Origin of the sequence: Panacagrimonas sp., from assembly GCF_965216805.1 — a bacterium.
In the GTDB taxonomy this organism is placed as follows: domain Bacteria; phylum Pseudomonadota; class Gammaproteobacteria; order Nevskiales; family Nevskiaceae; genus Panacagrimonas.
Genome location: NZ_CBDCGN010000002.1, coordinates 963,695 through 984,784, shown reverse-complemented (window position 1 = coordinate 984,784; position 21,090 = coordinate 963,695). Strand labels below are relative to the sequence as shown.

At 66.2% G+C, this 21,090-nt stretch carries 18 protein-coding genes; 4 read left to right on the top strand and 14 right to left on the bottom strand.

Annotated features, from left to right (window positions below):
- The first annotated feature begins 157 nt into the window (after positions 1-157).
- Complete coding sequence (dctA, locus tag ACOOHP_RS04700; protein ID WP_420465302.1) at positions 158-1,537, top strand: C4-dicarboxylate transporter DctA; 1,380 nt, start codon at positions 158-160, stop codon at positions 1,535-1,537.
- Positions 1,538-1,614: 77 nt separating this feature from the next.
- On the opposite strand, the gene plsX is transcribed toward dctA, so the two are convergent.
- Genes plsX through ACOOHP_RS04685 form a run of 3 tightly spaced genes read right to left on the bottom strand, consistent with a single transcriptional unit; the run spans position 1,615 to position 3,383 of the window.
- A complete protein-coding gene (gene plsX, locus ACOOHP_RS04695; RefSeq protein ID WP_420465301.1) occupies positions 1,615-2,652 on the bottom strand; it encodes a phosphate acyltransferase PlsX in 1,038 nt (345 codons plus the stop codon).
- 22 nt (positions 2,653-2,674) lie between these two features.
- Positions 2,675-2,869 carry a 50S ribosomal protein L32 gene (gene rpmF, locus ACOOHP_RS04690; protein WP_420465300.1) on the bottom strand — a complete coding sequence of 65 codons (195 nt, stop codon included), beginning with the start codon at positions 2,867-2,869 and terminating at the stop codon, positions 2,675-2,677.
- A gap of 1 nt (position 2,870) precedes the next feature.
- Positions 2,871-3,383 carry a YceD family protein gene (locus tag ACOOHP_RS04685; RefSeq protein ID WP_420465299.1) on the bottom strand — a complete coding sequence of 171 codons (513 nt, stop codon included), beginning with the start codon at positions 3,381-3,383 and terminating at the stop codon, positions 2,871-2,873.
- A gap of 87 nt (positions 3,384-3,470) precedes the next feature.
- On the opposite strand from ACOOHP_RS04685, the gene ACOOHP_RS04680 reads away from it, so the two are divergent.
- Positions 3,471-4,049, top strand: coding sequence for a Maf family protein (locus tag ACOOHP_RS04680; protein ID WP_420465298.1), 579 nt, complete (start codon positions 3,471-3,473; stop codon positions 4,047-4,049).
- A gap of 111 nt (positions 4,050-4,160) precedes the next feature.
- Here ACOOHP_RS04680 and ACOOHP_RS04675 read toward each other — a convergent pair whose 3' ends face one another.
- From ACOOHP_RS04675 to ACOOHP_RS04665, 3 genes are all read right to left on the bottom strand, one after another.
- Positions 4,161-4,832, bottom strand: a complete 672-nt coding sequence (locus ACOOHP_RS04675) for an HAD family hydrolase (protein WP_420465297.1) — start codon at positions 4,830-4,832, stop codon at positions 4,161-4,163.
- A gap of 174 nt (positions 4,833-5,006) precedes the next feature.
- The gene (locus tag ACOOHP_RS04670) at positions 5,007-6,389 is read right to left on the bottom strand and encodes a hypothetical protein (RefSeq protein WP_420465296.1); all 1,383 of its coding nucleotides are present in this window, start codon (positions 6,387-6,389) and stop codon (positions 5,007-5,009) included.
- Positions 6,389-7,339, bottom strand: a complete 951-nt coding sequence (locus tag ACOOHP_RS04665) for an RluA family pseudouridine synthase (RefSeq protein ID WP_420465295.1) — start codon at positions 7,337-7,339, stop codon at positions 6,389-6,391. Before ACOOHP_RS04665 ends, ACOOHP_RS04670 begins: the two co-directional genes overlap by 1 nt.
- A 323-nt stretch (positions 7,340-7,662) precedes the next feature.
- On the opposite strand from ACOOHP_RS04665, the gene ACOOHP_RS04660 reads away from it, so the two are divergent.
- Positions 7,663-10,905, top strand: a complete 3,243-nt coding sequence (locus ACOOHP_RS04660) for an Rne/Rng family ribonuclease (RefSeq protein ID WP_420465294.1) — start codon at positions 7,663-7,665, stop codon at positions 10,903-10,905.
- A gap of 206 nt (positions 10,906-11,111) precedes the next feature.
- Positions 11,112-12,413 (top strand): EAL domain-containing protein, encoded by a 1,302-nt coding sequence (locus ACOOHP_RS04655; RefSeq protein ID WP_420465293.1) that lies wholly within the window; start codon positions 11,112-11,114, stop codon positions 12,411-12,413.
- Positions 12,414-12,467: 54 nt separating this feature from the next.
- On the opposite strand, the gene ACOOHP_RS04650 is transcribed toward ACOOHP_RS04655, so the two are convergent.
- The 8 genes from ACOOHP_RS04650 to ACOOHP_RS04615 all read right to left on the bottom strand — a co-directional run bounded on the left by ACOOHP_RS04650 (position 12,468) and on the right by ACOOHP_RS04615 (position 21,081).
- Positions 12,468-12,935, bottom strand: coding sequence for a PA2169 family four-helix-bundle protein (locus ACOOHP_RS04650; RefSeq protein WP_420465292.1), 468 nt, complete (start codon positions 12,933-12,935; stop codon positions 12,468-12,470).
- A gap of 161 nt (positions 12,936-13,096) precedes the next feature.
- Positions 13,097-13,498, bottom strand: a complete 402-nt coding sequence (locus ACOOHP_RS04645; protein ID WP_420465291.1) for a DUF2784 domain-containing protein — start codon at positions 13,496-13,498, stop codon at positions 13,097-13,099.
- Positions 13,499-13,574: 76 nt separating this feature from the next.
- Positions 13,575-14,891 (bottom strand): methyl-accepting chemotaxis protein, encoded by a 1,317-nt coding sequence (locus ACOOHP_RS04640; protein WP_420465290.1) that lies wholly within the window; start codon positions 14,889-14,891, stop codon positions 13,575-13,577.
- Position 14,892: 1 nt separating this feature from the next.
- Positions 14,893-15,966 (bottom strand): protein-glutamate methylesterase/protein-glutamine glutaminase, encoded by a 1,074-nt coding sequence (locus ACOOHP_RS04635; protein WP_420465289.1) that lies wholly within the window; start codon positions 15,964-15,966, stop codon positions 14,893-14,895.
- Between the two features lie 169 nt (positions 15,967-16,135).
- Positions 16,136-16,762, bottom strand: coding sequence for a chemoreceptor glutamine deamidase CheD (cheD, locus tag ACOOHP_RS04630; protein ID WP_420465288.1), 627 nt, complete (start codon positions 16,760-16,762; stop codon positions 16,136-16,138).
- A gap of 1 nt (position 16,763) precedes the next feature.
- Complete coding sequence (locus ACOOHP_RS04625; RefSeq protein WP_420465287.1) at positions 16,764-17,606, bottom strand: CheR family methyltransferase; 843 nt, start codon at positions 17,604-17,606, stop codon at positions 16,764-16,766.
- On the bottom strand, positions 17,606-17,755 hold the full coding sequence (locus ACOOHP_RS04620) for a hypothetical protein (protein ID WP_420465286.1): 150 nt from the start codon (positions 17,753-17,755) through the stop codon (positions 17,606-17,608). The genes ACOOHP_RS04625 and ACOOHP_RS04620 overlap by 1 nt, the downstream gene beginning before the upstream one ends.
- 86 nt (positions 17,756-17,841) lie before the next feature.
- Positions 17,842-21,081, bottom strand: a complete 3,240-nt coding sequence (locus ACOOHP_RS04615; protein WP_420465285.1) for a methyl-accepting chemotaxis protein — start codon at positions 21,079-21,081, stop codon at positions 17,842-17,844.
- Positions 21,082-21,090: the final 9 nt, after the last annotated feature.

Genomic DNA, 21,090 nt, shown 5'->3' with positions numbered 1-21,090 from the left:
TCGGCACTGGCCTGTCTGCGGCGCACAGTGCTTGGGACTCACTCACCCCATAGAACCACTATGGGGTTCGTTCCGTCCCGGCGCGCTGCACGTCCTCGACGTACGGCCATCGCTCGATCCCCCGGTGAGAAAAGCGGGCTAGAGGCGGATGCCAACCATGAATGCCTCCAATAAATCCGCCGAGACCGGCGCCTCCCGCAAGCCGCTGTGGCATCACCTGTACTTCTGGGTACTGATCGGCATTGGCACCGGCATCCTCATCGGCATCTTCGCGCCGGACACCGGGGCGCAGATGAAGTGGCTGGCGGACGTCTTCATCAAGCTCGTCAAGGTGGTGATCGCGCCGACCATCTTCGCCACCGTCGCGGTCGGTATCGCCAGCCTGGGAGATCTGGCCAAGGCCGGCGGCCTGGCGCTGCGCACGGTGATCTATTTCAACGTCACCACGGTGTTCGCGCTGGGCATCGGGCTGGTGATGATCAACGCGATGGAGCCCGGCGCCGCGCTGGGCCTGGATCTGGCCAGCTTCGATGCCAGCGCCGCCAGCGCCACCCTCAGCAGCGCCGGTGATGGCGGTGGCGGTGGGCTTACCGGTTTCATCCTCCATCTGGTGCCCGAATCTTTCTTCGGTGCCTTTGTCGACGGTCAGCTGATCCAGGTGCTGGTGCTGGCGGTGCTGACTGCCTGCGCCATCACCATGCTCGGGCCGCGTGCGCAAGCCGCGGTCCAGGCGCTGGACCTGATGGCCAAGGTGATGTTCGGCGTCATTAAGATTGTGATGTGGGCGGCTCCGCTGGGCGCGATGGGCGGCATGGCCTTCACCATCGGCAAGTACGGCAGCGAAATCCTCGGCTCGCTCGCTCACTTCATGCTGAGCTTCTACGCGACCTGCCTGATCTTCCTGTTTGGCGTGCTCGGGCCGATCTGCTGGTGGTGCGGCTTCAGCATCTTCAAGTACATCCGCTACATCAAGGATGAGTTGTTGATCGTGCTCGGCACCTCGTCGTCGGAATCGGTGCTGCCGCGCATGCTGGTGAAGCTGGAAGCCGCCGGCGCGCCGCGCGCGGTGGTGGGGCTGACCATTCCCACCGGCTATTCCTTCAATCTCGACGGCACCGCCATCTACATGGCGATGGCGGCCATCTTCATCGCCCAGGCCTTCGGCATCGACGTGCCCATCGGCACCCAGATCGGCCTGCTGGTGTTCATGCTGATCTCGTCGAATGGCGCCGCCGGGGTCACCGGTGCCGGTCTGGTCACCCTGGCGGCCTCACTGGCGGCGTTCGACAGCGTGATTCCGCTGGCCGGCATCGCGCTGATCGTCGGCATCGACCGCTTCATGTCGGAAGCGCGTGCGCTGACCAATCTCACCGGCAACGGCATCGGCACCCTGGTGGTCGCGCGCTGGACCGGTCAGCTCGATCGCGGGCGACTGCAGGAGGTGCTGGACAACCCGCAGCAGGTCAACGTGGACCAGCGTCTGGCCGAACAGCTGGAGGACATCGCTCCCCCGTCGGAAGCTGGGACCGCGCGCTAGCGATGTTGCGCTGATCGCCGCCTTGCGCGCCGCACCGGTTCGGGGATGACGGCGGTCGACCGCACCAACCGGCGCCTTCAGGCCTCGGCGCGAGGCTGCGGCGGCGCGGGATCCAGGGCCTGGCCCAGCAATCGGCTGATGCGTTCGGGCACGTTCTGCTCGACCTCGCGCACCGCCACCCGGATGGCATTGGCGAACCCGATAATGTCGGCGCTGCCGTGGGACTTGATCACCGTGCCGCTGAGACCCAGCAATGACGCACCGTTGTAGCCACGCGGATCGATGCGCTTGCCCAGCGACTTCAGCGCCGGCATCGCCGCGATCGCGGCGATCTTGTGCAAAAGATTGGCGGTGAATTCCTCCTTGAGGAACTGGCGGATCATCTTGGCCACGCCCTCGCCGGTCTTCAGCGCAACGTTACCGACGAAACCGTCGCATACCACCACGTCGACATCGGACAGAAAAATGCCGTCGCCCTCGACATAGCCGATGTAGTTCAGGCTGGACGCCTGCAGCATCGCCGCGGTGGCGCGGATGGTGTCGCTGCCCTTGATCTCCTCGGAGCCGATGTTGAGCAGAGCCACCCGCGGGCGTTGCCGACCCAGCATGGCGGTGACCAGCGCAGAACCCATCACCGCAAACTGGAACAGCTGTGTGGCGGTGCACTCGGCGTTGGCGCCCAGGTCCAGCATGTGGACATGACCGTTGACGTTGGGGATGGCCGAGACGATGGCCGGCCGGTCGATTCCGGGCAGGGTCTTGAGCACGAATTTGGCGGTGGCCATCAGCGCGCCGGTGTTGCCTGCCGACACCATCGCCTGCGCGGCGCCGTCCTTGACCCGGTTGATCGCCACGCGCATGGACGAATCTTTCTTGTTGCGCATGGCCTTGGCTGGCGACTCGTCCATGCTCACCACTTCGCTGGCGTGAACGATCGCGCAGCGCTCGCACGGCACGGCCTTGAGCCGCCCCAGCTGGCGTTCGATCGCGACGCGATCGCCGACCAGTTCGATACGCAGGCCGGGGCTGCCCTTCAGGCAGGACAAGGCGGCGGCCACGGTCACGTCCAGACCGTGGTCGCCGCTCATCGCGTCGATGGCCAGGGTAACGGGCACGCTGTGTACCCGAGACCGCGAGTTACTCTTCCGCGGATTCCGCCACGGGGGTGTCGATCACCTTGCGTCCGCGGTAATAGCCGTCGGCGGTCACGTGGTGACGCAGATGCGTCTCGCCCGAGGTCGGATCGACCGACAGGGCCGGCGCGGTCAGCGCGTCGTGCGAGCGACGGTGGCCACGGGTGGAGCGGGACTTGCGCGATTTCTGGACTGCCATTTCACTTCCTTCGGACGGCCGAGCCGTCCTTCAAACCCAATTCTTTCAAGGCCGCGAAAGGGCGGCGCGTGTCTTCCGCGGCAGCGGCCGAAGGCTCCGGCGGGCGCGCATTCTCGCACGTCGCGCACTTGGGCATCATCGGCAGCGCCAGCAGCAATTCGTCTTCGACGATCTCGTGCAGCCGTAGCTCGTCGTCCATCAGCAGCAAAGGCTCGGCACGTTCCATCAGCCGCGCCTCTTCCTGTTCGTCGCGCGCCAATGCCAATGCAAAGCGCGTGTCCAATGGCCAGACGAAGCTTGCCGTGCACACGCGACATTCCAGTGTCAGTTGCGCCCGGATCAGCCCTTCGACCCAGCCGACGCCGGCGACGTCGCGACGGATCTGCAGATCGGCGTACACCGTCTGCGACACCGCATCGCGCAAACGCTCGAATCCCGCGGGGTCCAGCTCGCCCTGGTAGCGCTCATGGCGGGCGAGTGCGCGCTCGGCACTGACCTGGGCGGGGATCGGCATGGACGGAAAAGAACGCGGCGGCTGGCCAAAAAGGGCGCGAATGGTAGATTCGTCCCCCTCTTTAGTCAAAGAAACGTTCGCTTTGCCATGACGTCTCTGATCCTGGCCTCCTGCTCCCGTTATCGCGCCGAACTGCTGTCGCGCCTGCGCCTGCCCTTCGAACAGGACGGCGCCGAGGTGGACGAAACGCCGCAAATCCAGGAAACCGCGCAGAAGCTGGCGCCGCGTCTGGCCCGAACCAAGGCCGAAACGGTGTCCGCGCGGCATCCGGACCGTTGGGTGCTGGGCTCCGACCAAGCCGCGTCCTGCATGGGTCGCCTGCTCGGCAAGCCGTTGAGCCGCGACGCCGCCTGTGCCCAACTGGCATGGATGTCGGGGCGCCGGGCGGCCTTCGTCACCGCGCTGGCGCTGGTGCGCGCCGACATGCCGCGGCCGCTGACCGATATGGACGTGACCGTGGTCAGACTACGCCGCCTGAGCGCGGCGGAAATCGAGCGCTACGTCGATGCCGAACCGGCGCTGGACTGTGCCGGCAGCTTCAAGATGGAGGGCCTGGGGATCACGCTATTCGACGAAATCCAGTCGCGCGACCCCACCGGCCTGATCGGCTTGCCGCTGATCGCCACGGCACGTCTGCTGCGCAAGGCCGGTTTCGAGCTGCCTTGAACCCGGAGCAGCTGATGTTTCGAGCCATCGCCCTTCGCATCATCCGCGGCTAACCGCCGTTTCGGAAGCCGAACAGCGAGTCTTGTGGTTTTTTCGTCCGCGCCGTCGGCGTCAGACGATTTGGCGCGTCTGCAACCACCCCGGCAGATCGGCCACCGACTCCAGCAGGGCCATCGCCCCGGCCGCCAGGATGCGTTGCGGCTCGTGCACACCACAGGTGACACCGAGCATGGGCATGCCGATGGCAGCCGCCATGGCGGCGTCGTACTCGGTATCGCCGATCATCAGCGCGCGCTCCGCCGGAACGTCGAATTCGCGCAACAACTCCTCCAGCATCAGCGGATTGGGCTTGTTGGCGGTTTCGTCGGCGGTGCGGGAGGCGGCGAACAGCGGTTGCAGAAGATGGTGCTGCTTGAACGAGCGGTTCAGGCCCGGGCGCGACTTGCCGGTGGCCACCGCCAGCCGGTATCCGGCCTGCGCCAGGACCTGCAGCGCCTGCTCGACCCCGGGGAACAGCGGCGACTCGTGCAGACCCTGGCCGACGAAGCGGGCGCGATACCGCATCAGCAGCGCAATCAGCCGGTCGGTGTCCAGCTCCGGATAGAGCTGCTGCATGCCCTCCTCCAGACCCAGGCCGATCAACTGGCCGATGGCGCGGTCGTCACGCGACGGCAGGTCCAGATCGCGGATCGCCGCCTGCATGCCGGAGACGATCTGGGATTCGGAATCGGAGAGGGTTCCATCCCAATCGAAGATCAGCACGTCATAGCGCCGTGCTTCCATCAGGTGTGCTCCGGGGCGCCCGGCGGGCGCCCGCGCACCGGGGGCGAGCGCCAAACCCCGGCGCTCGCCTGATTCCCGGTGCGCCCATCCCAATCGAAGATCAGCACGTCATAGCGCCGTGCTTCCATCAGGTGTGCTCCGGGGCGGTGGGCGTATGCGTCGGCGATAGCGCCTTCATGGCGAAGACAAGGGCATCGGCGTCATCAGTTCCTGCGTCGGTCCCAGGAACTCGAAACCCAGGGTGCGCGCCTCGGCGTCGTAGACAAACGCATCGCCGGAGTTGGGATCGGTGTAGCGCGCTGCCAGCGCCTGAACCTGCCCGGCCATCGATTGCGCCGCGGTACCGCGACGATGCAGCTCGCGCTGCAGCCCCAACATCCGCTGCAATGCCAGCAGATTGCATTGCCGGCCCAGGTGGACCAACTGCGTCCCGACGCCCGACATGCCGTGCAGCACGCGACCAATGGGGTTGTAAAAATACTCGTACCAAGCCGGACCGCGATCGACGCCCCGGGCCTTGATTTCGGCGAGCTGCGCGCCGACCTCGGTGCAGCCCGCGCGCTCGATCTCCAGCAGCGTCTGCAGGTCGCGGTAACCGCGATGGATGGTGTCGTTGCGCTTCATCAGCAGGGGATACCACCAGGCCGAGGCATCCGGAAAGTCTGCCTGCACCACCGGATTGCCCGGATCGCTGAGCTGCTCCCACAGCGCCGCCTGCAGGCGGAATTCCTTGGTGAAGGCGCTGGCCAGGCTCAGCTCGTCCTCGCTGTAGGGTTCCAGCAGGGCGTCCAGCGGCAGGTCGGTGCCGGCAGGCCGTTCGCGCAGCCACTCGGAGGCGAACATCAGGTGCGCGGTCAGCGCCCGGACCGCCATGGTTTTTTCGATCAGGCCGACGTCGCTGCCGGACAGCACGCGCCGCCACAGCTCGGCAGAACGGACCAGTTCGGCCATCGCCGGTCCGTCCTGTCCGGCGTCGATCGTCCAGGTCAACACCGCCAGATTCAGCAGCGAGATGCGCAGCGGTGCCACGTCGGGCGCGGGCTCGTCCATCGTCGGAACGCGCGGATCCGCGTAGTCGGGATAGGTCTGCAACTCCCGATAACGCTGCATCAGCGGCGCGACGTGCTGCACCAGCCCTTGCAGAGCCGGGCGATCCTCGCGGCTCATCTGCAGACAGGCATAGGCGCCGGCCTGGTTGCCCGGACTGCACAGACGCGCCGGACCGGCATCGAACAGCGCGATGTTGCGGCCCAGCGCTTCGGCATAGGTGCCGGGGCGCTCGCCGGCGGGCAGCGCTTCGTAAGCGCGCAGCGCCGCGCGTCCGCGTTCGTGCGCCGGCTCGTTGCCCTGCAGGGAGAACGCCAGCAACCCCAGGAACAGATTGTCGGCATCGGGAATCGGTTGCGGTTGTGCCTCCAGCAGCGCGCGGGCCTCGGGTTTGAGCGGCCGATCCCAGAAGTTGTGGGCAACCCAGGCGGCGATCGGCAGAACCACGGCGGCGATGACCACGCCGAAGCGGCCGCCGTTGCGGCGGTACAGCAGAGTGGGCGGTGCCATCAACGGACTCCGGGCAGGCGGCTGAGCACGTCGCGCAGCTCGTCGGGCATGGCGGCGCTGAGGATCAGCTTGGGAAACTCGCCCTGCGCCGCAAGCTTGAGCAGGTGCGAGTGCAGGAACATCCGCTTGAGGCCGCGGTCGCGCACGGCCTTGTCGCCTCCGCGATCGCCATACTTGCGATCCCCCGCCACCGGATGACCCAGTGCCAGGGCGTGCACGCGAATCTGGTGGGTACGGCCGGAGAAAATCTGTACTTCGCACAGCGTCGCATCGCGATAGCGCGCCTGCGGCGAGAAGCGCGAGCGGGACGGCTTGCCGTCCTCCTCGTCCACCTCGGTGTAGCGCTCGCCGCCGCCCAGGCTGTTCTTGACCAGGGCGGCGTCGACCTCGCGATCCTCGCCGCGCCAGCGGCCCATCAGCAAGGCGAAATAGCGCTTGTCGGTGTCGCCGTCCTTGAATGCCCGCTGCGCGCGCAACAGCGCCGGCCGGCTCTTGGCCAGCAGCAGCAGGCCGCTGGTGTCGCGGTCGAGCCGGTGACACAGCTCGACGAACTCGTATTTACCCCAGGCGCGCACCGCCTCGATCACGCCGAAGGAAAGGCCGCTGCCGCCGTGGCTGGCATAGCCGGCGGGCTTGTCCAGGGCCAGATAATGCTCGTCCTCATGCACCACCGCTTCGCGCAAGCGGTTGAGCACCTCGTCCGGCGGCCGCACCGCCTCGCCCTTCTCGGCCATGCGGACCGGGGGGATGCGGATCTCGTCGCCGTCGATCAGCTTGCGCTCCGGCTTGGCCCGCCCCCCGTTGATACGGACCTGCCCCGACCGCAACAACCTGTAAACGTGGGATTTGGGTACGCCGGGCAGGGATCGCAGCAGGAAATTGTCGATCCGCTGGCCCGCTTCGCGCGGGCCGGCCTTGACGTGGCGCACGCCGACTGAAGACTGTGGCAAAATGTTTCAACTCCGAGGCTGATGCGAAAAATCGCAAGCGCTACCGGAGTTTGTCACCCGGCCTACGCGTCTTGCGTTGCGCTGCACGTGATAGGAACAAAACACGATGGCTTCCAGCCCCCCGCGAGCGCTCACAAGATTAACCGCTACGCGGCGGCTTGGACACGCTGCGCGTCTGACCGGCTTAGCGGCGACGGGCAGCGGCCAACACCAGAAACCTGCGCTCCCGCCAGGCTTCGGGCCACAAAGACCGGGCGCCTGCGCGCCCGTTCAGCGTAACTCCCCTGCCAGGCGGTCGAGCGTCTACCGAGACCGCTCTTTACATGAAACGCATCCTCATCAACGCCACGCAGCCCGAAGAGCTGCGGGTGGCCATTGTCGATGGCCAGAAGCTCCATGACCTCGATATCGAACTAGCCAGCCGCGAACAAAAGAAATCCAATCTCTACAAGGGTCGCATCACCCGCGTCGAGCACTCGCTGGAAGCCTGTTTCGTCGATTACGGCGCCGAGCGCCACGGCTTTCTGCCGATCAAGGAAATCGCCCGCAGCTGCCTCAAGGGCCAGGGCCCGATCAAGGACCAGGTGCGCGAAGGCCTGGAGCTGATCGTCCAGGTCGAAAAAGAGGAACGCGGCAACAAGGGCGCGGCCCTGACCACTTACGTGTCGCTGGCCGGGCGCTATCTGGTGCTGATGCCCAACAATCCCAAGGCCGGCGGCGTGTCGCGACGCGCCGAAGGCGACGAGCGCGAAGAGGCCAAGGCGGCGCTGGAAGCGATGAACCTGCCCGACGGCATGGGCGTGATCGTGCGCTCCAACGGCGTCGGCCGGAATGCCGAAGAACTGCAGTGGGACGCCGATTATCTGATCGAGATCTGGAACGCGATCGAGAAGGCCGCCGACGAAAAGCCCGCACCGTTCCTGATCTACCAGGAAAACAACATCATCCTGCGCGCATTGCGCGACTATCTGCGCCCCGACATTGGCGAGGTGCTGGTCGACAATCCCGAAATCTACGAACAGGCGCGCACTCATCTGTCGGCAGTGATGCCGCAGCAGCTCAATCGCCTCAAGCTGTACCGCGACGACACCCCGCTGTTCCAGCGCTACCAGGTGGAGAGCCAGATCGAACTGGCCCACGAGCGCACCATCCGCCTGCCGTCGGGCGGCTCGATCGTCATCGATCGGACCGAGGCGCTGACCTCTATCGACATCAACTCCGCCAAGGCCACCGGCGGCGGCGGCATCGAGGAGACCGCGCTCAACACCAACCTGGAAGCGGCGGAGGAAATCGCGCGTCAGTTGCGCCTGCGCGACCTCGGCGGTCTGGTCGTGATCGATTTCATCGACATGAACGCCTCCTCCAACCAGAAAAAGGTGGAACGCCGCCTGGAGGAGGCCTGCGACATCGACCGTGCGCGCATCCAGTTCGGACGCCTGTCGCGCTTCGGCCTGATGGAGATGTCGCGTCAGCGTCTGCGCCCGAGCCTGGGCGAGCATACCCAGGTCACTTGCCCGCGCTGCGAAGGCAGCGGCCAGATCCGCTCGGTGGAATCGCTGGGGCTGTCGCTGCTGCGCCTGATCGAGGAAGAGGCGATGAAGGACCGCACCAGTCGCGTGATCGCGCAGGTGCCGGTTGAAGTCGGCACCTTCCTGCTCAACGAAAAGCGCTCGCAGGTGCGGGAGATCGAGGGACGCGAGCGCGTGTCCATCGCCATCGTGCCCAATCCCAGTCTGCAGACGCCTGCCTACGAGATCCGTCGCGTGCGCGGCGATCACATCAATATCGACAACAACAGCGCCGCCAGCCATCTGCTGGCGGACAACTTCGATCCGCGCGCCAAACAGGAACCGGCGGACCCCTATGCCAGCGCCAAGCCGGCACAGGAAGCGGCCGTGCAGCAGATTCTGCCGTCGGTGCCGGCTCCGGTGATCGAGGCACCGCCGGCGCCGGTAGCGGTGGCGCCGGTGCTGGCCCTGCAACCGATCATGCCGCGTGGCTTCTGGTCGCGCCTGCTATGGCTGTTCGGCTTCATGCCGCGCCCGCGCGAGGACAAGCCGGACCGCAGCGAGCCCGCCACCGACAACAAGCGCGAAGCCCGCGGCGACCGCAAGTCCGCCGAACGCCGCAACGAGCGCGAGCGCAGCAATCGGCGCGACCGCAAGCCCGAGCGCAGCGCCGACAACCGCAACGAGCGAAACGAACGCACTCAGGATGCCCGGCGCGACGGCCGCGACGGCAGCAACCGCGATGCCGGGCGCAGCGACACAAAACCCACCAACGGGGCTCAGGGGCGCAACACACCGACTGCCGGCGGTGGGCGGCGCGAGGAGCGCGCCGCGCCACCGGCGACGACGCCGCGCCAGCCGCAGAAGCAAACCCCTCGCTCGCAGCAGGCCGATGCGGATGCCGCCAGCGAGGCCGAATCGGCCCGTGCCGAACCCGGACCGACCGAGGCCGCCCAAAGCGAAGATCGCAACGACGGCAGCGGCCCGCGTTCCGGCCGCGGCCGCCGTGGGCGGCGCGGTCGCGGTGGGCGCGCGGAAGGCAGTGCCGAAGGCGGCAATGGCAGCACGAGGAACGAATCCTCGCCGACCGTCAATGGCAGCCAGCCGCCGGCCTTGCCGGCCGACCTCGCTGCCGCCCTGGGCCGCGGTGTTCCCGCCGCCGCCGTCGCGGCTGCCTCATTGTCCGCCGCTGACGCTGCGCAGAACGCCGATGCGGCCGGCAGCAACGACGACTCGCCCCTCGAGCCCCTCGACACGCCGTGGAAAGACACCTCGAGCGTCGATGCGCTGCCGACCGACGCTGCAGAGCCAGCCGACGCGCCCAATGGCGCAGCCATATTGGTCAATCGCTTCGGCCAGGTCGAGAACCGCTTCCCGCTGCCGGAAGGACAGACCGACGCCGCACCTGCAACGGCGGACGAGCAGGCCGATGCCGCGGTCGAGGTTGATGCTACGAACGCATCGCCGTGGGCGCCATCGACCGAGCCTGACGCTGCGGTGCAGGAAGCTGCGCTGCCGAGCTTGCCGGAGACGATCGAGCACGCCGCGGGCGACGACGCGGGCGCTCCCGTCGAGCACACCGTTACACATCCGTTGCCGGTCACAACCGCAGCGGCAGAAGATTCCCCGGTGCCGGCCGCCGCAGAGCCAGAACCCGAAGCGCCGGCGCCGACAGCCGAACCGGTAGCGCAGGTCGACACCGCGGTGGTGCCGTCGGCCGCGCAACCGGACCACGCGGACATCGTGCCCAGCGCGCCCTTCGAGCCCCATCCTCGCCAGGACATTCCTGACGAGACCGCGCAGGGCGTCGCCGAGGAGGCGCCCATGCCAGCAGTCGCGGGCGGCGACGCCGACGGGCTGAGATTTGCGCCGGAACCGGAACAGATCGCTGAAGTGGTCGCGGATTGCTCTGCAGAGCACGCAGTGGGGCAGACGGCGGAGCCCTCCGCAACGCCCGCTACCGACGCACCAGCGCCGTCGGTCCCCGCGGCAGGCATCGATACACCGACCGGCAGTGAGTCGCGCTTCGAGCAGGTCGAGACCCGTCGCGATCCCTGAGCGGGTCACGTAGCCGGCGTTTGTCGTCGGGAGGCGGCGCCGGCCGGCCCGGCCACGAACTTGACGCCGGTTGCTGGAACAGCTCCTGCAGGATGAGGGCAGGATCGACGCCTCTGCCACCCGGCGCGCCCTGACTTCCCGTCAGGCCTCGCCGTCCGAAGGCGCTGACGGCGCCGTCGATCCGTTCCCTCATGGCGACGGATGCGATGGACGCCGACACTACTTCGATGGGCCTGCCCTCCAACGGCGAGATCTCGTTCTCGCGATATCAGCAACTCGTCAACGCCCTGACCGCGTGGTCGCCCGGCGTGCAGGCCGTACTGATCTACGCCGACCTGCGAAATCTGCGCGAGATCAATCGGCTCGCCGGCGCCGACGAAGGCGATCGCGTGCTGCGGCGGGTTGAGCAGGTGCTCGTGCAATGGGCTGCCGGCCACGGCGTCACCGGGCGTCTGTGGAGTAACGAGTTCGTTGCCGCCAAGGCCATCGACCACACCCAGTCGGCGGCCGACGAGGCGGCGGCACTGCGCGATCTGCTGGGCACCATCCGTTACGACTCCGCCATCGGCCCGGAATGCATTGCGGCATCGCTGGGATTGTCGATCTACCGCGAGGGCGACGATTGGGCACGCGTTCTGTCGGAGGCCGGGCAGGCCTGCCTGCAGGCCAAACAGCGCGGCCTCAATCAGATCGTGCGTTACGGCATGGGCATCGGCTGGAACGATGCACCGAGCTTCAGTCCACTGGCCGTCGGCGAGTTTCGCCAGCTATTGCGAGACGGCCACCTATGCCTGCAGGCGCAGCCGATCATGGACATCAGCGGCGCTCGGCCGCGCATCGCGAAGGCCGAATTCCTGATCCGCATGGAACGCAACGGCGTGCAGATGCCCTTGGCCGCCGGGGTGATCGAGGCGCTGGAGCACTACGGCATGGTGTCGGAGCTCGACCGCTACACCGCCTCCTATCTGCTGGACTGGATCGATGCCCAACCGGAAGTGCTCGACCGGGTGCACGGCCTGTCGATGAACCTGTCGGGGGCGTCGCTGATGGATGGCCGCTTCGTCGACGATCTGTTTCGCGACATCCGCAACGCGCATCTGCCGCGCGGAAAGCTGTGCCTGGAAATCACCGAGACTTCGGCCATCCGCCATCTGGACGTCGCTGCAGAGATCATCGCGGCCTTCCGATCCATCGGCTGCGTGTTCAGCCTCGATGACTTCGGTTCCGGCTTGTGCTCGTTCGGTTATCTGAATTCGCTGCCTATCGACGAGGTCAAGATCGACGGCAGCTTCGTGCGCGACATCGCCCACAGCGCGGTGGCACAGGAGATCGTGCGCGCTATCCACCACGTCGCCAAGGTCACCGGCAAGAAGACCGTCGCTGAGTTCGTCGACGACGCGCGCAAGCTTGCGGCACTCAAGCAGATCGGGGTGGACTACGCGCAAGGCTGGCTGTTCTATCCGTCGGTCCCGCCGGAAAAACTGCTGCAACTGCTGGTTACCCAATAAGCGGAAAGCCGGCGCCGCCCGGAGACGGCGCCGGCTTTCGATGCCGCGCAAAACTCAGGCTGCGGCCCGATGCCGATCGCGCAGATCGCGAATACGGTCATGGTTGCGCAACACGCCCTGCTGCTGTCTTTCCACCAGGGTCCGCGCCTCCGGCGGCAGGGCCGACTTCACCGCCTTGGCATAGGCGGCCTTGGCATAGTCCTCGCCGCGCTCGGCTTCTTCCAGGACCGCCAGGCGTGCATCGGTGACGCTGGCGCGCATCTTCACCCAGCCGCGGTGCAGAGCGCCGGTGACCGTACCGCCTTCAGGCGCCTGCCCGCCCAGGGTGCGTACGCATTGAGTGAGCTCGCGCACCGCGTTGCCGCATTCCTGGGCGCGTTCGCTGAGCAGCACCTTGAGGTTGGCGTCATCGACCTTGTCTGCCGCTTCGGTAAACCCCTTGCGGCCGTCTTCGGAAACGTGGATCAGCGTACTGAGCACGTTCACGGCTTCGTCGCGGGGCATGGCCTGTTCTGGCGTCATGGTTCTCTCCTTCATCTGTCGCGGACCGCAGCACGACCGCTGCCGGTCTCTGACGGTACGCGCTTCGAATGACGGCACCTGCTCGCATCAAGGCGTAGTGCCGACGAACCGGTATTGAAACCCACCGCGCCTTGCGTGCCCCTGAACTCCGACGCGCGATCTCAGGCTCCCCGCCGGCGGGGAGGAAAGCATCGCCACGCCAGCGCCACGACCAGGCCGAACAGGCTGTAGGCCAAGGTAAACACCCACAGCGGCGCGTCGTGGTAAAGCCAGCGCTCGACCCAGTGCTGCACGAAACTGCCTTCGTAAGCCGGCTGCTGAGCCTGCTCGCGCAGCCAGATCTCCAAGGTCGTCAGCGGACAGGCCACGCCCAGCCAGGCCTGCATCACCACGACGCCGATCGCAACCAAATGGACGACGCGAAACCACCAGCCGTTGACCCAGCGCCAGCGCAGCAGGTTTCCCAGCACCACCAGCAGCAAGGCACCGACCACGAAAGCGACGATGCCGAAATGTACGGCCAGCACCGCGTCGGCCAGCCACCGGTATCCGTGCTCGCTCACGTCTCACCCATCGCCGCCGGTCACACCGGCAAGCTTACGTCGATCGCGGTGCTTTGAAAGTGACGACGATCCGACTTCAGAACAGCTCCACGGCGCCGGCCTGCATCGACTCCTGTGCCACCGGCTTGTGTACCGGCGCACGCCAGTCGTGTGGATGATCCTTGCCGTTGAGCCGGACTGCTGCGGTGTTGGCAGCGCCGCTGGCGGTCACCGTGGCGAGCGCAACCGGCACAACGTTGGCCGGCGGCTTTGACATCGATGCCGCTGGTGACACAGTGGCGGCTGCAGCAGGTTCGTGGCACCGCGTGGGGACGGACTCGGCCACGCGCTCCTCGGGCTCGCCGCCCGCAGCGCGCCCGGCTTCGGCGCCCACTGCTTCCAGTCGTCCGACGTGTCGCGCCGCCGATCCCAGAGCCTGGGTGGCGATGTCCTCGAACTGCAGGCAGCGCACCGCCTGGCCCACCGCGTCGCGAATCTGCTCGCCAGCGCCGGAGACTTCGCGCATACCGTCGTTGAGCAGCGTGTTGAGGTTTTCCATCTCCGCCAGCAGGCGCGAGACCTCCTGGCGCGCGCGGTCGGTAGTGTCGTTGTCGCGCGTGGCCATCTGACCCACGGTTTCGCGCACCTGCGCCACCGCATCCTTGGACGAGAACACCAGCTTGCGGATTTGCTCGTTGAAGCTGGTGGAACGCTCGGACAGGTTACGTACTTCCTCCGCCACCACCGCGAAACCACGCCCGGCTTCGCCAGCGCGCGCCGCTTCGATGGCGGCATTGAGCGCCAGCAGATTGGTCTGGTCGGCGATGGTCTTGACGTCCCCCAACAGCTCGAAGATGGCGTCCAGATGTTTCACCATGCTGTCGATACGCTGCACGCTGGCGGCACTCTGACGTGTGGCTTCGCTCATGGTGCCGACCAGGCTTTCCATCAGGCTGCCGGCACGCTGCGCGAACTGGCGCACGTCCACCCCGGCGCCGCCACGGCTGGTCTGCGACAACACCTGCGACACCGCCTGCGATTGTCGCTGCGACTGTTCGGTCATGCGGCCGAAGGCGCCGGTCAGATCGCGGATCGCCTCGCGCAACAGCCCGCTGACGCGATCGACCTCCTCGCGTACGCCGCCGGCTTCATTGGCGATACCGCCGCGCAGCTCAGCCAGCATGCGGCGCTGCGCATCGTGGCTGCCGCGATACGCTGCCGCCTCGCGCTCGGCGTCAGCCGCGCGCCGGATCAGCCGCCAGCTCGACCAGCTCCATGCCGCCACCACCGCGACGAAGGTCAGCAACACCGTGGTCGGCGCCGCACCGGTCGCCTGCACGGCGACGTGCGCCGCGGTGACGAGCGCGGGTACCGCCAGTGTCCGCGCACAGGTCTGCATCATCGCTTGATTCACATCAGTCTCCGTGTGCGGCTCGCGCCGCCGCTGTCGAACATCCGGCACTCAGTTCCAGCAAGGCCTCGGCCATACGCGCCAGAGGCAAGACCTGTTCCGCGGCCCCGAGCTTGAACGCCGCGCCCGGCATGCCCCAGACCACCGAGCTGGCTTCGTCCTGCACCAGCGTGCGGGCGCCGGCTTCGCGCATCGCCAGCAGGCCGCGCGCGCCGTCGTCGCCCATGCCGGTGAGAATCGCCGCCACCGCGTTGGCACCGGCGTACTGCGCCATCGACTTGAGCAGCACATCCACACTGGGCCGGTGACGATTTTCCGGCGCGCGCTGGTGCAGTCGGCACACGTAACGGGCACCGTCGCGCGCCAGCTCCAGGTGCCAGTCGCCAGGCGCGATATAAGCGTGGCCCGGCACCACCTGCTGGCCGTGGCGCGCCTCGCACACGCGCATGCTGGAGCTGCGATCCATACGCGCCGCAAACGGGCCCGAGAACGCCGCCGGAATGTGCTGGGTGATGAGGATGGCGGGCGCGTCCGCAGGCATGCGCTCAAGCACGTCCTTGATCGCCTCGGTACCGCCGGTGGACGCGCCGATCGCGATGATCTTCTCGGTGGTGCGCAGCAGCTTGCGCGATACCAACGGCTTGGGCCCGCCGCCGCCGCGATCGATCGCGCGTACTCGCGCACGTGTGGCCGACTTGATCTTGGCGACCAGCTCGTCGGCGTACTGGCGGATGCCCGCTTCAAGATCGATCTTGGGCTTGGTGACGAAATCCACCGCGCCGAGTTCCAGCGCCTGCAAGGTCGTCTCCGCGCCGCGCTCGGTGAGCGAGGACACCATCACCACCGGCATCGGCCGCAGACGCATGAGGTTTTCCAGGAACGTCAGGCCGTCCATGCGCGGCATCTCGACGTCGAGCGTGAGCACGTCCGGGTTGAGCTGCTTGATCTTGTCGCGCGCGATGATCGGATCCGGCGCGGAGCCGACCACCTCGATCGCCGGATCGCTGGTCAGGAACTCGACCAGAAGGCGACGCATGAGTGCGGAGTCGTCGACGACCAGAACCTTGATCTTGCTCATGCCGAACGTCCGGAAAAGCCTTCAACGCAAAGGCGCAAAGGAAACAGAAGGAACGCAGAGAAGGACGGGAGTGACTTCTCAGCAGCCGACGCGGACCGCGCACTTGGAGGATGTTCTTCGCGTCCTCTCTTTTCCCTTTGCGCCTTTGCGTTGAATGCTGTCGCGTTCATCAGAACAACTCCACGGAACCCGTCGTCGGCGAATCCTTGAGCCGCGAGCGGTAGAGTTTTTCGCTGGCCAGCACGTCCACGTCGTTGGCGGACGGCAGGCGCTTGACCATGACCTTGCCGGTCAGCGGGAAGTAATGGACTCTGCGCGGGCAGGTATCGAAGAGGTCCTGCCCGTTCACCGTCAGCCCTTCGTTCTTCAGGTAATCGAGCACGAAGCGGCCGTTGCGATCGCCGACGTTGCTGACCGTGAACCCCGCGAGCACCGCGCCTCCGCCGAACACCTTGGTCTCCAGGCGCGCGCGCGAAGCCCCGCGCTTGAGCAGATCGTTGATCAGCATTTCCATCGCGTAGCCGCCGTAGCGCGCTGATTCGTTGCCCCAGCTGCTGCGACCATCGGTCTCGCCTTCCGGCAGCATGAAGTGATTCATGCCGCCGACACCCGCGAGCGGATCGCGCATGCAGGCCGAGACGCAGGACCCGAGCACGGTGACCAGCATCACGTCGTTGCCGGTAACGAGGTACTCGCCCGGCAGCACCTTGAGGGCCTGGGCGTTGAACTTGGGATCGAAGTAGCCCTTGGGTTCTGCCGGCGGTGCTTCGCTGCGGACCTTGCGGATGGCATACATGTCAGCGTGCGTCCGCGCGACGGTAGATGGTGCGGCCGATGGAGCGGATCACGTCGGCGGCATGGAAGAAACTCTCCGAATGCCCGGCGAAGAACAGGCCCTCGCGGGACAGCAGCGGCATCATCTTCCTGAGGATCGCGAGCTGCGTGGGCTTGTCGAAGTAGATCATCACGTTGCGGCAGAAGATCGCATCGAAGGGCCCCTGCATCGGGTAGCGCGCGTCCAGCAGGTTGAGCTGGCGGAAGGTCAGCAGCTTGCGTAGCGGTTCCACCGCACGGCATTGGCCGGCCGTGCTGCCGGCACCCTTGAGAAAGAATTTCTTCTTGCGCGCCAGGTCCAGCTTCTCGACGCGGTCCAGCGTGTACACGCCGCGCTCGGCGGTTGCGAGTACGTTCGTATCGATGTCGGTGGCCAGGATCGACACCGGCGGCGTCAGGCTGCCGTAGGCCTCGCAGGCGGTGATGGCGAGCGAGTACGGCTCCTCGCCGGTGCTCGCCGCGGAACACCAGATGCGTACCGGCCGGCCGCTGGGTTGTTTCTGGAGGAACTCCTTGAGCGCCTCGAAGTGATGGGCCTCGCGGAAGAACGAAGTCAGATTGGTGGTGAGCGCATTGGTGAATTCCTGCCACTCTTCCTCGGTACCACCGGCCTCGAGGCCGTCGAGATAGGTCTTGAAGGATTCGAGCCGCAGTGCGCGCAGTCGGCGGGCGAGACGGCTGTAGACCATCTCCTCCTTCGAATCGGCGAGCGCGATCCCGGCCTTGCCGTAGATCAGTTTACGCACCCGGTCGAAGTCGCGCGTGGTGAAGGCAAAATCGCGCGCCTCAACAGATCCGTCGGCCATCAGACGTTCTTCTGCGGTGACTTGAGCAGCTTCGCGAACGGACAGCTCGACTCGCGTTCCTCGGGCAGTGCGTAGTCCGCGGCGCAGAGGCTGAGACCGTAATTGGCGAGCCAGCGCAGCAGGATCGTGGTGAGGTCCGAGAAGTTCATGGCGTCGGTTCGGTGGAGTCCCTGAACCCGTCATCCCCGCTCGCGCGGGAATGACGGGTGCAGTCTTCAGGTCGGGGCAGTGGCGATCAGAACTCCGTCCACTGCTCGCCGCCCTTTTCTGCCGGGGCCGCCAGGCTGACCGACTTGCCGCTGCCGTTGGTCACGCGCTTGGCAGCCGGCGCGGCGGGTTTGGCAAGCGGGCGCGCTGCAGGTCGCGGCGCCGGCTTGCTCGCTGCGGCCGGCTTCGGTGCCGCACGACCGATGCCGAAGGCCATCGGCGCTTCCGCTTCTTCGAGCTTGAACAGGCTGACCGAGTGGCTCAGGCCACCGGCCTGCTCTTCCAGCGAGCGGGCTGCGGCGGACGCTTCCTCGACCAGCGCGGCGTTCTGCTGCGTCACTTCGTCCATCTGCGTGATGGTCTGGTTGACCTGCTCGATGCCCTGGCTCTGTTCCTGCGACGCGGCGCTGATCTCGGCCATGATGTCCGTCACCCGCTTCACGCTGGTCACGATCTCTTCCATGGTCTTGCCGGCCTGGTCGACGAGCTTGGCGCCGTTGCCAACCTTCTCGACCGAGTCGCCGATCAAGGTCTTGATCTCCTTGGCCGCACCGGCGGAGCGCTGCGCGAGGCTGCGCACCTCGGCCGCGACGACCGCAAAGCCGCGACCCTGTTCGCCCGCTCGTGCCGCTTCCACCGCGGCATTCAGCGCCAGGATGTTGGTCTGGAACGCGATGCCGTCGATGACGCTGATGATGTCGACGATCTTCTTGCTCGACTCGTTGATCGAGGCCATGGTCGTGACCACTTCGCCGACCACCTGGCCACCCTTGCGGGCGACGTCGCTCGCACCCATCGCGAGCTGGTTGGCCTGCTTGGCGTTCTCGGCGTTCTGCTTGACCGTGCTGGTCAGCTCTTCCATCGAGCTGGCGGTTTCTTCCAGCGAGGCGGCCTGCTGCTCGGTCCGAGCCGACAGATCGCTGTTGCCGGAGCTGATCTCCTTGGCGGCGGTGTTGATGGTGTCCGTGGCGTTCTTGATCTGCGTGATGATCTGCGTGAGCTGCTCGACCGTGGTGTTGGCGTCGTCCTTGAGCTGCCCGAAGGTGCCCTTGTACTCGGCGGTGATGGTCTCGGTCAGATCACCCTTGGCCAGCGCACCCAGCACGCGCACCACTTCGTTCAGACCGACTTCGCTGGTCTCCAGCAGCAGGTTGACGTTCTCGGCCAGCATCTTGAAGAAGCCGTCCTTGCCGTCGAGCGAGATGCGGCGCGTGAAGTCGCCGTTGGCGGCGGCGCCGACGATGCTCGACACCTCATTCTCCACCGCGACTTCCGCGGTGCGGTTGCGCCACTCCACCACCGTGCCCAGGCGTTCGCCGGCGGCGTTGACGATCGGGCTGGCAATCAAACCAAAGGTCAGCGAGCCGACCTTGATCTCGGTGCGGTAGGTGCTGCGCAGGTTGGCGAGCATCTGCGTCTGGTGCGAGGGGTTCTTGTGGAACACGTCGATCAGCGCGCCCTGCAGCTTGCGGGCGTCGAAGTGCGGCAGCACCTTGCGCAGCTCGCTTTCGGCGCGGACCAGCATCTCGCCGACCGCAGCATTCATGTAGACGATCTCGCGCTCGTTGTTGGCGATCATCACGTTGCCGCTGACGTTGTCCAGCGCGTTCTTGATCCGCAGGTTCTCGTCGGCGAGCTTGCGCTCGGCGGCCTGGCGATCCGCCTCGGCCTTGGCGGCGGCGAGTTCCGCGGTCATGTCCTTCCACTCCACCACGTAGCCCAGACGCTGCGCGTTGGCATCGTCGATGGGGTTGAGCAGCAGCGAGAAGGTGCGGCCGCCCAGCACCAGCTTGGCCTTGTGCGTTGTCTTCAGCTCGGCCAGCAGCTTGCGCTGGTAGGACGGATTCTTGTGGAAGGTATCGATATTCGTGCCGACGACCGTCCTGGCCTCAAAGCTCGGAACGTCCTCGCGGATGTCCGACTCCGCGACCTGGAGCATCGCCTTGATCGAGGCGTTGACGTAGACGATGTTGAGGTCCGCGTCGGACACCATCACATTGGTATCGACCGAGTTGAGCCCCAGCATCAGTCGCTCGTTGATCCGCGCGATCCTGAGCTGCTCGGTGATGTCGGTGGCGTACTTCACCACCTTGAACGGCTTGCCGCTCATGTCCAGGATCGGGTTGTAGGAGGCCTGGATCCAGATTTCCTTGCCACCCTTGCCCAGACGCTTGTACTGCCCGGAATCGAATTCACCGCGGCCGAGCTTGTCCCAGAACAGGCGGTACTCGTGGCTGGCGCGATACTCGGGCGTGGCGAACATCGAGTGATGCTGACCCTTGATTTCGTCCAGCGTGTAGCCGAGCGTCTTCAGGAAATTCTCGTTGGCGTCGAGAATCTTGCCGTCCATGGAGAACTCGATCACCGCCTGCGCCTTGCTGATCGCGGCAAGCTGGCCGGCGTAGTCCGCAGCCTGAAGTTTTTGCGCGGTGATGTTGGTGGCGTACTTCACCACCTTGAACGGCTTGCCGTTCATGTCGAAGATCGGGTTGTACGAGGCCTCGATCCAGATTTCCTTGCCACCCTTGCCGTAACGCTTGTACTGGCCGGCATCGAACTCGCCGCGACCGAGCTTCTCCCAGAACATGCGGTACTCGGGGCTGGCGCGATACACCGGGTCCGCGAACATCGAGTGGTGCTGGCCCTTGATCTCGTCGAGGCTGTAGCCGACCGTGCTCAGGAAGTTGTCGTTGGCGGTCAGAATCTTGCCGTCCAGGGCGAACTCGATCACCGCCTGCGCCTTGCCGATCGCCGACAACTGGCCCAGCTGATCGGCCTCGCGCAGCTTCTGCGCGGTGATGTCGGTGGCGTACTTCACGACCTTGAACGCCCTGCCCTCGGCATTGAAGATCGGGTTGTAGGACGCCTGAATCCAGATCTCCCTGCCGCCCTTGGCGATGCGCTTGTACTGGCCGGCGTCGTACTCGCCGCGACCGAGCTTGTCCCAGAACGCTCGGTACTCGGGGCTGCTGCGATAGCTCGCCTCCACGAACATCGAATGATGCTGGCCGCGAATCTCGTCGAGCGAGTAGCCGACCGCGCCGAGGAAGTTGTCGTTGGCGGTCAGAATCTTGCCGTCGAGCGAGAACTCGATGACAGCCTGCGCCTTGTTGATCGCCGCGATCTGGCCTTCCAGATTGGCGCGTTCCAGTGCGGCGGCCTCGGCCTTGCTGCCGATGGCGGTGGGAATCTTGGCGCGGTTAACCAGTTTGGCGCTGGGCTTCTTCGCGGCAGACTTCTTGGTGACGGGTTTGGCTTTCTTGGTCATGGACGATCT